The organism is Nocardia sp. NPDC004260, assembly GCF_053603155.1.
The window spans coordinates 63,904-73,982 of record NZ_JBSGEZ010000037.1 but is presented as its reverse complement, the minus strand read 5'-3'; the positions used below and the strand labels follow the sequence as shown (position 1 = coordinate 73,982).

At 69.8% G+C, this 10,079-nt stretch carries 10 protein-coding genes; 5 read left to right on the top strand and 5 right to left on the bottom strand.

Going from position 1 to position 10,079, the window contains the following annotated elements; genetic code table 11:
• Positions 1-104: 104 nt before the first annotated feature.
• Entirely contained in the window at positions 105-1,970 is a 1,866-nt protein-coding gene (gene glsA, locus ACWEO7_RS21980; protein ID WP_452425696.1) for a glutaminase A, read from the top strand.
• A 52-nt stretch (positions 1,971-2,022) separates the two neighbouring features.
• Positions 2,023-2,697: an SIMPL domain-containing protein gene (locus ACWEO7_RS21975; RefSeq protein ID WP_452425695.1), complete on the top strand. Its 675-nt coding sequence runs from the start codon at positions 2,023-2,025 to the stop codon at positions 2,695-2,697.
• Positions 2,698-2,724: 27 nt separating this feature from the next.
• Here the strand turns inward: ACWEO7_RS21975 and ACWEO7_RS21970 are convergent, their stop codons facing one another.
• Positions 2,725-3,090 carry a VOC family protein gene (locus ACWEO7_RS21970; protein ID WP_067809896.1) on the bottom strand — a complete coding sequence of 122 codons (366 nt, stop codon included), beginning with the start codon at positions 3,088-3,090 and terminating at the stop codon, positions 2,725-2,727.
• Between the two features lie 25 nt (positions 3,091-3,115).
• Positions 3,116-3,415 (bottom strand): DUF1330 domain-containing protein, encoded by a 300-nt coding sequence (locus ACWEO7_RS21965; protein ID WP_452425693.1) that lies wholly within the window; start codon positions 3,413-3,415, stop codon positions 3,116-3,118.
• Positions 3,416-3,537: 122 nt separating this feature from the next.
• On the opposite strand from ACWEO7_RS21965, the gene ACWEO7_RS21960 reads away from it, so the two are divergent.
• Entirely contained in the window at positions 3,538-4,341 is an 804-nt protein-coding gene (locus ACWEO7_RS21960) for an enoyl-CoA hydratase (RefSeq protein WP_450026597.1), read from the top strand.
• Between the two features lie 4 nt (positions 4,342-4,345).
• On the opposite strand, the gene ACWEO7_RS21955 is transcribed toward ACWEO7_RS21960, so the two are convergent.
• Entirely contained in the window at positions 4,346-5,767 is a 1,422-nt protein-coding gene (locus ACWEO7_RS21955) for a class I SAM-dependent RNA methyltransferase (protein WP_452425691.1), read from the bottom strand.
• A gap of 19 nt (positions 5,768-5,786) precedes the next feature.
• On the bottom strand, positions 5,787-7,775 hold the full coding sequence (locus ACWEO7_RS21950; protein WP_450016721.1) for an APC family permease: 1,989 nt from the start codon (positions 7,773-7,775) through the stop codon (positions 5,787-5,789).
• Between the two features lie 161 nt (positions 7,776-7,936).
• On the opposite strand from ACWEO7_RS21950, the gene ACWEO7_RS21945 reads away from it, so the two are divergent.
• Positions 7,937-8,602: a potassium channel family protein gene (locus ACWEO7_RS21945; protein ID WP_452425689.1), complete on the top strand. Its 666-nt coding sequence runs from the start codon at positions 7,937-7,939 to the stop codon at positions 8,600-8,602.
• A 2-nt stretch (positions 8,603-8,604) separates the two neighbouring features.
• Positions 8,605-9,276: a potassium channel family protein gene (locus tag ACWEO7_RS21940; RefSeq protein WP_452425687.1), complete on the top strand. Its 672-nt coding sequence runs from the start codon at positions 8,605-8,607 to the stop codon at positions 9,274-9,276.
• A gap of 52 nt (positions 9,277-9,328) precedes the next feature.
• Here the strand turns inward: ACWEO7_RS21940 and ACWEO7_RS21935 are convergent, their stop codons facing one another.
• Positions 9,329-9,955 (bottom strand): sigma-70 family RNA polymerase sigma factor, encoded by a 627-nt coding sequence (locus ACWEO7_RS21935; protein WP_450016715.1) that lies wholly within the window; start codon positions 9,953-9,955, stop codon positions 9,329-9,331.
• Positions 9,956-10,079: the final 124 nt, after the last annotated feature.

Below are 10,079 nucleotides of genomic sequence, written 5' to 3'. Positions count from 1 at the left end.
AAAACACCCAGCAACCAGAAGCCATCCAAACCCCCCGGGCCACGACCCCGCCGAACAGGATAAAAACCCAGCTCAGAGGTTAAAACTCAAGCTAGAGTGACAGGGTGGCCCGGCCCGAGCAAGCGGTCTCGCGGACAATCGAACCCGGCGTGGTGGCACGGATCGTCGACGACGTCCACCGGCGTTGCCGGGAGGACCGGTCCGGAACACTGGCGGACTACATCCCGGAACTCGCCGCAGTGCAGCCGGATTCGTTCGCCATCTGCTTGGCCACCGCCGACGGCCGGATCTACGGCGCGGGCGACGTCCGGACCGGCTTCACCATCCAGTCCATCTCCAAGCCGTTCACCTACGCCCTGGCTCTGGCCGACCGGGGGCCGGACGCGGTCGCCGAGCGCATCGACGTCGAGCCATCCGGTGAGCCGTTCAACGAGATCAGCCTGGACCCGGTGACCGCGCGGCCGCGCAACCCGATGATCAACGCGGGCGCGATCACCGCCGCCTCGCTGATCGACGGCCGCGACCCCGCCGACCGCTTCGAGCGGATCCGGCGCTGCTACTCGAGCTTCGCCGGGCGCGAGCTCACCGTGAACGAGGCGGTCTACGCCTCCGAGGCGCGCACCGGGTACCGCAATCGCGCCATCGGCTACATGCTGCGCTCGTTCGGCATCCTCGACGCCGACCCGGACGAGGCGGTCGATCGCTATTTCCGCCAGTGCGCGGTCACCGTGACCTGCGAGGATCTGGCCCGGATGGCCGCGTCGCTGGCGAACAACGGCCGCAATCCGGTCACCGGAGAGCAGGCGGCCTCGGCGGCACTGACCGAGCAGGTGCTCAGCGTCATGACCACTTGCGGCATGTACAACGCGGCGGGCGACTGGGTGACCACTGTCGGCCTGCCCGCCAAGAGCGGCGTCGGGGGCGGGATCGTGGCGGTGCTGCCCGGCCAGGTCGGGATCGCGGTGTACTCGCCGCGGCTGGACAGGCACGGCAACAGCGTGCGCGGCGTGGCCGCCTGCCGTGAGCTGTCGCGGCGACTCGAGCTGCACTTCCTGCACGTGACCCGAGCGGCGCGGGCCGCGATCCGGGCGGCGTACTCGGTGGCCGAGGTGCCCTCGCGGCTACGCCGCCCGACCGAGGAGATCGCGGTGCTCGCCGCGCACGGGCATCGCGCGTGTGTCTACGAGCTGCACGGCGACCTGCTGTTCGCGGGCGCGGAGCGCACGGTGCGCACCATCGAGGAGCAGGCGGGCGAGCTGGAAGCGCTGGCCATCGACGTGCGCAGGGTCGGCGAGGTGAGCGCGATCGCGGTGCGGATGATCGATGACCTGCGACTCGAGCAGTTGTCGGCGGGTGTCCGAGTGGCGCTGGTCGATCCAGACGCGCGACTGCGCTCCCCGGATTCCGGCATCGATCCGGACGATCCGAGGGGGCCGGTGTTCATCGATCGCGACACCGCTACCGAGTGGTGCGAGAACATCGTGCTCGCGAATCATCGCCCCGCCGGCGAGGCCGCCCGCGCGTCGTTCGGGATTGAGAGTCACCCGGCGTTGGCCGGCCTCGCCGCGGACGAGCGATCCCGCCTGGTGGAGCAGTTCCGGGTGCGCACGTTCGCGCGCGGGGCGGTGATCGCCGAACGCGGCAGCGCGCGCTCGGGTCTCTACCTGATCCTCGAGGGCCGCGTGCGCCTGACGGTCGAAGGCACCGACGGACGCACGCACCGGCTGCTCAGCCTGTCGGCCGGGATGTCGTTCGGGGAGATTCCGATGCTGGTCGGAACGCCGTTCGGGAACGAGGTACTGGCGGAGACCGAGGTGTGCGTCGCGGTGCTGACCCCCGAACGGTTCGATCGGCTCACCCGGCAAGCGCCCGGGCTGAAGCTCGCGCTGCTCGAACAGCTGGCCGCCGAAGCCTTCACGCAGATCGACGCGGCGGTGCGGGCGATCGCGGCCCGCGGCGGCGACTACTGAAGCGGGCACGATGGTGCGGTACGGATCGACAGCGATCGACGAGGAGAGCTCAGTGGGCACGAACACCGATTCGCACGCAGGCACTGTCACCACCTACGGACACGGCACCGCCGGCGCCGTCCCCGATCTGATGCGGGTGACGGTCTCCGTCGAATCGCGCGCGAGCAAGGTCGCGCTCGCCTACAGCCGGGCCGGTGAGCGCGTGGCCGCGGTCGCGCGGTCGCTGCGCTCCGACGGGGTCGATGGCGCGGACATCGCCACCAGCGGACTATCGGTACAGACCGAGACGGTGTGGACCGAGGGACAGGGCAACCGCATCACGGGATACCTCGCGAGCACATCGCTGACGGTCGCGTTGCGCGATATCGGCGAGCAGGCCGATCCCGGCCCGGGCACGATCATCGCCAACTGCGTCGAGGCGGGCGGTGACGACGTCCGCCTCGGTGGTCTGGCCCTCACCTTCGCCGACCTGGAATCCCTGCTCAACCGCGCCCGCGACGCCGCGTGGGACAACGCCCTCGCCAAGGGCGAGCAGTACGCCCGGCGGGCGCGGCGCTCGCTCGGCGACGTCGTGGAGATCACCGAGGACACCGCCGCGGCGCCTCCGGTTCCGCGCGCACAGGCGATGTCCGCTCCGGTGGAGGCCTACCGTGCCGTCGCCATCCCGGTCGAGCTGGGCGAGAGCGAGATCTCCGCGGACGTCCGCGTCACTTGGCAGCTGGACTGACGGCGCCCGGTCCTGGTGCCCCCCGGATCAGTCCGCGAGGAATTCCACCCGGTTGCCCACCGCATCGTGCGTGTGGAACCGCCGCCGCCCCGGAATCTCCGCCGGATCGGCCCAGACGACCGGATATCCGGCCGCCGAGACCGCCGCGGCGACGGCATCGATGTCCACGACGAATGCCGGGTGTGCCTTGCCGGCCGGACGGAAGTCGGCTTCCACGCCGATGTGCAGTTCACCGTCCGGGCCACCGCGCCCGGGGACGCGGAACCAACAACCGCCCCTGGCCGCCAGCAGGGGCGGCTTCGGGAGTTCCGCCCATCCGAGCACTCCGGTATAGAAGCCGCGCTGCCGGTCTTCCGCGCCTGCGGGACAGCACAATTGGACATGATGGATCATGGTTCCATCGTGCCCGAACGCCGGTTCACGACCCGTGACCGAGACCTCGCACCAGCAGGGTGACCGTGTCCGCTCCGGCGTGCCGATCCTTCGAGATCTCCCGGTACTCCGGCGATTCGGCCCAGGCGCGGAAGGACGGCTCGTCCGGGAAGGACATCAGCACCACCTTCTCGCGATCGGTGACGCCCTCGATGGTCTGCGGGGACTCGTCTGCGGCCAGCAGCGTCCCGGAGTAGCGGACGAAGACGTCGAGGAAGCGCGCCTGGTAGCGATCGTAGGCGGCGCGGTCGGTGAACTTCAGTTGCGCGATTGCGTACACGGTCATGGCGGTGACTCTAATTGTGCGGTCCGGCGACCCGACCCGGATCCGGCGGGTGCCGAGCGCGATTCACCGCTGCGCCGCGCCCGGCGTGCCTATATTGAGGTTGTCACCGCTCAGGAGGTCGCATGTCGTTCGTGCTCATCGACAAACCACGGCCCCATATCGCCCTGGTGACGCTCAATCGGCCCGAACGGATGAACGCGATGGCGTTCGACGTGATGATCCCGCTGCGCGAGGCGCTGGAGGGTGTGCGCGCCGACAACGACGTGCGGGTCGTCGTGCTGACCGGGGCGGGCCACGGTTTCTGCTCGGGAGCCGACCTGACCGGCGCGGGAAAGGTGCCGAACGTCGACGGGCTGACCGTCACCAGTGTCGCGCGCCGGTCGATGGATCTGCTCAACGACGTGCTGATCACGCTGCGGCGGATGCACCAGCCGGTGATCGCGGCGGTCAACGGCGCGGCCATCGGCGGCGGGCTGTGCCTGGCTGTCGGTACCGACATCCGGATCGCCGCCGAGGACGCGTACTTCCGCGCCGCGGGCATCAACAACGGCCTCACCTCCGCCGAACTGGGCCTCAGCTATCTGCTGCCCCGCGCGGTCGGCGCGTCGAGGGCGTTCGAGATCATGTTGTCCGGCCGCGACGTCGACGCGACCGAAGCCGAGCGAATCGGCCTGGTGTCCCGCACGGTTCCGGCGGCGAAACTGCTGGACACCTGCTACGACCTCGCCGAGCGCATCATCGGCTTCAGCCGGGTGGGCACCGAGCTCACCAAGCGCATGTTGTGGAGCGGCATGGAGGCGGGCGGATTCGAATCGCACATGCAGCACGAGGGCACGGCCCAGCTGTATGTCCGCCTCACCACCGGCAATTTCGACGAAGCGATCCGCGCCCGCAAGGACCGCAGGCCCCCGGTCTACGAGGACTGACCGCTCAGCGCTCCAGCAGCGCGAGGCTTTCCACGTGGTGCGTCGCGGGGAAGGCGTCGAAGGCGCGCAGATCGGCGAGCCGGTAGCCCGCCGCCTGATACAGGCCGAGATCGCGGGCGAACGCGGCGGGATCGCAGCCAACGTGGATGATCCGCGTCGGGCCGCTGGCGGTGACCGCGCCGACCACCTCTTTGCCCGCCCCCGCGCGCGGCGGATCGAGCACGACGACGTCCGGGGCGGCCGCACCGACGTGCTCGAGCACCCAGCGCTCCACCCGCTGGGCCCGCAGTTCCACCCAGGGCAGGTCGCGCAACGCGGCGGCGCCGTCCGCGACGGCGGGCCGCGCGGATTCCACCGCCAGCACCACACCGGTCCGCCCGGCCCGCTCGGCGAGCCGCGCGGCGAACACCCCGGCGCCGCTGTAGAGATCCCACGCCCGGCCACCGGGCCCGAGTTCCGACCATTCCGCGATCAGGTCCGAATACCGTTGCGCCGCACCGTGATGCGCTTGCCAGAAGCCCGTCGCCGCGACCTCCCACCGGCGCCCGGCCACGTACTCGACCGCGCGCCCGCTGCCCTCGAACACCCACTCGTCGCGCGTCGCGTGCGCCGCGGCGCGGCGTGCGGATGCCGCGCGCCGGTCGTCGCTGCGAGCCGACTCCGCGGCGGCCCACTGTGCGCCGCGCCGATCCCGGCCGTGCGGCCGATCGCGGCGACCAGCTCCGCCGCCCGCACGCCGATCCCGGCTCCCCGGCTCCGATCGCCGCCCACTCCCGCCGGGACCGCGCCGACCGCGCTCGTGGCCGACCGGTTCGGACTCGGCAGCGGGCGTCAGCTCGACGACATGCCGTATCCCATCACCGTCCACCGCGATCACCAGATCGGCGCCGGGCGTCCACCGCCGGTCCGCGATCCCGTCCAAAGCCCCCGCGACCGGTTGCGGGCACCGCAGATCCGTGATCACGTCGGTGCTGCGATACCGGTGCACGCCCGCACGTCCGTTGGCGTCGACCGCGAGGCGCACGCGGGTGCGCCACCCGCCGATCGCGTCTCCGGGCCCGATCGGCTCCACCACCACTTCCCGCTCGATCCCGGCCAGCCGCCGCAACTGTTCGGCCACCACCGTGGCCTTCAGCGCGCGCTGGGCCACCGGCGTGGCGAAGGAGAAATCGCAGCACCCCGCGCCACCGGGGCCGGACACCGGACAGGTGGCCCGCACCCGATCTGGGGACGCCTCGAGCACCTCGACCGCGTCGGCACGGCAGAACGAGCCGCCGCGATCCTCGGTGACCCGGACCCGTACCAGCTCGCCGGGCAGGCCGTGCCGGACGAACACCACACGTCCCTCGTGCCGTGCGACACAGAAGCCGCCGTGACCCGGCGGCCCGAGCCGCACCTCGAACGTGGCGGTCGGCCGATCGCTCATCCCGAATGCTCCATGGACGTCACGTCCGATCCTCGTACCCGCGCCGCACCGCGCCCGGCGCGTTCACCACCCCCGGAGTCCGCGCCCGCGCGGACGAACTCAACTGCCACGGCACGCTGGTCACCATCACGCCCGGCACGAACAGCAGCCTGCCCTTCAACCGCAGCGCGCTCTGGTTGTGCAGCACCTGTTCCCACCAATGGCCCACCACGTACTCCGGGATGAACACGGTCACCACGTCACGCGGGGCGTCCTTGCGCACGCGCTTCACGTAGTCCAGCACCGGCTTGGTGATCTCGCGATAGGGCGATTCGATCACCTTGAGCGGCACCGTGATGTCGCTGTTCTCCCACTCCCGCACCAGCGCCCTGGTGTCGGCCTCGTCGACGTTCACCGTCACCGCCTCCAGCGTGTCCGGGCGGCTGGCGCGGGCGTAGGCGAGGGCGCGGCGGGTCGGCAGATGCAGCCGGGAAACCAGCACGATGGAGTGCGAGCGGCTGGGCAGCACGCCGTCCCACTCGTGTTCGTCCAGCTCGCGCGCGACCGAATCGTAATGCCTGCGAATCATCTTCATCACGACGAAGATCGCCACCATGGTGCAGATGGCGATGTAGGCCCCCGCGAAGAACTTGGTGATCAGCACGATCACCAGCACCGCTCCGGTCGCGCTGAGACCCACCGCGTTGATCACCCGCGAGCGCTTCATCCGCGCGCGCTGCGCCGGGTCGGTCTCGGTGCGCAGCAAGCGGGTCCAGTGCCGCAGCATGCCGGTCTGGCTGAGCACGAACGAGACGAACACGCCGACGATGTACAGCTGGATCAGCTTGGTCACCTCGGCGCCGAACAGCACCACGAACGCGATGGCCGCGCCGGACAGGAACAGGATGCCGTTGCTGAACGCCAGCCGATCGCCCCTGGTGTGCAGCTGGCGCGGCAGGTAGCGGTCCTGCGCCAGGATCGAGCCGAGCACGGGGAACCCGTTGAACGCGGTGTTGGCGGCCAGCACCAGGATCAGCGCGGTCACCGTCGTGATGAAGAAGAAGCCGAGCGGGAAACCCTCGAACACGGTCTCGGCGAGCTGCGCGATCAGCGTCTTCTGGTGGTAGTCCGACGGTGCGCCGGTCAGGTCCTCGACGTTGTGCGCGTACACCACCCCGATCTTCTGGGCGAGGATGATGATGCCCATCAGCAACACGATCGCGATCGTGCCCAGCATCAGCAAAGTGGTGGCGGCATTGCGCGACTTGGGTTTGCGGAACGCGGGCACACCGTTGCTGATCGCCTCCACACCGGTCAGCGCGGCACACCCGGAAGAGAACGAGCGCGCGATGAGGAAGGCGAACGCCAGCCCGTAGAGGTGCTCGTGCTCGGCGATCAATCCGAAACCGGCCGATTCGGCCCGCAACTCCTCGCCGAGCACGAAGATCCGGAACAGGCCCCAGCTCAGCATGAGGAACATGCCGATGATGAACGCGTAGGTCGGAATCGCGAACGCCGTGCCGGACTCCCGCACACCGCGCAGATTCATCGCGGTCAACACAGCGATGGCGACGACGGCGAACAGCACCTTGTGCGTCGCGACGAACGGGATGGCCGAGCCGATGTTGGACGCGGCCGAGGAGATCGACACCGCGACGGTGAGCACGTAGTCGACCAGCAGCGCGCTGCCGACGGTCAGGCCCGCGTTCGGCCCCAGATTGGTGGTGGCCACCTCGTAGTCGCCGCCGCCGGACGGGTAGGCGTGCACGTTCTGCCGGTAGCTGGCCACCACGACAGCCATGACGAAGGCGACGGCCAATCCGACCCAGGGGGCGTACAGGTAGGCCGTGACCCCGGCGGCCGAAAGAACGAGGAAGATCTCCTCGGGGGCGTAGGCGACCGATGACATGGCATCGGAAGCGAACACCGGGAGCGCGATTCGCTTCGGCAGCAGCGTGTGGCCGAGCGAGTCACTACGGAAAGGCCTGCCCAGCAGCACTCGCTTCGCTGCCGTCGTCAACTTGGACACTGGAGCGAGCATAGGCCCCCGCACGGTGGATCGCGCGCGTGGCTCGCAGGTTTGCTCGCCGGCTGGAGGGGGAACGTGGCCGGTGGAATCATTCGGCGGGTAGCGTTCGACCGAACAGCGAAGCAGACCGAACACCACGGTTCCAGGAACGAGGTTGCACGGTGTACGTAGTGATCATGGGGTGCGGGCGCGTCGGCTCGTCGCTGGCCCATGCCCTGGTCCGCGTAGGTCACGAAGTCACCGTGATCGACCGGGACTCCAGTGCCTTTCTACGCCTGGGATCCGACTTTCCTGGCGAGCAGGTGACCGGCGTCGGTTTCGATCGAGATGTGCTGATAAAGGCGGGGATCGAACGGGCGGACGCGTTCGCGGCGGTCTCCTCCGGCGACAACTCCAACATCATCTCCGCCCGGGTGGCCCGGGAGATGTTCGGCGTGGAGCGGGTCGTCGCCCGCATCTACGACGCCAAGCGCGCCGCGGTCTACGAGCGGCTCGGCATCCCGACCATCGCCACGGTCCCGTGGACCACCGACCGCTTCCTGCGCGCGCTCGTCGGCGACACCGGCACAACCACCTGGCGCGACCCCACCGGAACTGTCGCTGTGACCCAGCTGACGCTGCACGAAGAGTGGTACGGCCGCACCGTGCGCGATCTAGAGCAGACCGTCGCCGCACGGGTCGCGTTCATCATCCGGTTCGGCCGGGCAGTGCTCCCCGACAGCAAGACGATCATCCAGGCCGACGACATCGTCTATGTGGCCGTCGCATCCGGCGCCGCGGGCGAAACCGTCGCCCTGGCCGGGAAGCCCCCAGCGAGCGAGGACTGAACATGAAAGTGGCCATCGCCGGAGCAGGCGCCGTCGGCCGATCGATCGCCAGGGAACTCCTGCGCGGCGGGCATCGGGTCATGCTGCTCGAGCGTGAGCTCGAGCACATCGATGCGGTCGCGATCCCCGACGCGGTCTGGGTGCACGCCGACGCGTGCGAACTGGCTCTGCTGGAGCAGGCCGGTCTGGAGACCTACGAGGTGGTCATCGCCGCTACCGGCGACGACAAGGCGAACCTGGTGCACAGCCTGCTGGCCAAGACCGAGTTCGGGGTGCGCCGGGTGGTGGCGCGCGTCAACGATCCGCGCAACGAATGGCTCTTCGACGGTTCCTGGGGTGTCGACGTCGCGGTGTCCACACCCCGGCTGCTGGCCTCCCTGGTCGAGGAGGCGGTCTCCGTCGGAGATCTGGTGCGACTGATGACGTTGCGCCAGGGCCAGGCGAATCTGGTGGAGATGACGCTGCCCGCGGACACCGCGCTGGCCGGTAAACCGGTGCGCACGCTCATCCTGCCGCGCGACGCCGCACTGGTGACCATCCTGCGCGGCGGGCGCGTGATCGTGCCGCAGCCGGACGACGCGCTGGAAGGCGACGACGAGCTGCTGTTCGTGACTTCGGTGGAGGCCGAGGAGGACCTCCGGCTGGAACTCGCCAACCACGGCATCAGACCGTAACTCCCCGTGACACGGCCGGACGCGCGTTCTCGGCGAAGCGCCGCCGGAAGCCCTACGCGGCCAGCTTCAGCTCCGCGCGCAGCTTGTTCAGTGCGCGGTGCTGCATCACCCGCACCACACCCGGGCTGGTGCCGATGGCCTCGGCGGTCTCCGCGGCCGACCAGCCCAGCACGATGCGCATCACCAGCACCTCACGGTGCGCGGGGGCCAGCACTTTCATGAGTTCCCTTGTGGCGGCGCGGCGTTCGGAGGCCAGCGCCCATTCCTCGGGACCGGCGGCGCAGGACGCGGAGTCCGGGACATCGGCCACCGGGTAGGCGGGGTGCTGCTGGGAGCGGCGGAACGCGTCGGCGACCTTGTTGGCCGCGATGCCGTAGACGAAGGCCAGGAACGACTTGCCCTGGTCGCGGTAGCGCGGGATGGCGTTGACGGTGGCCAGCAGGATCTCCTGGACCACGTCGTCGGCGGTGACCTGCAGATGGGCCGTGTTGCCCAGGCGCGCGCCGCAGTAACGCCGCACCAGCGGATGAACGATCCGGATGATCTCCGAGACCGCCCGGCGGTCGCCCCCGGCCGCCGGACCGATCAGCTTGTCCAGCTCGGCCGAGATCCGCCGGCTCTCCGAGAGCGCGGGGTTGTGGTTGACGGGCAGCGCCGCGGTGTTGTGCTCGGTAGCCACGTCCGAGTCCTTTCTTGCCGATCAGTGCGTGTTTTTCGGTACGCATAGATCGTCTGATGAACTCGGAGGACCAACCAGGCACCCCAGGGTGGGGAAGCACCCACCTCGGCGGTGGCGATCTCCC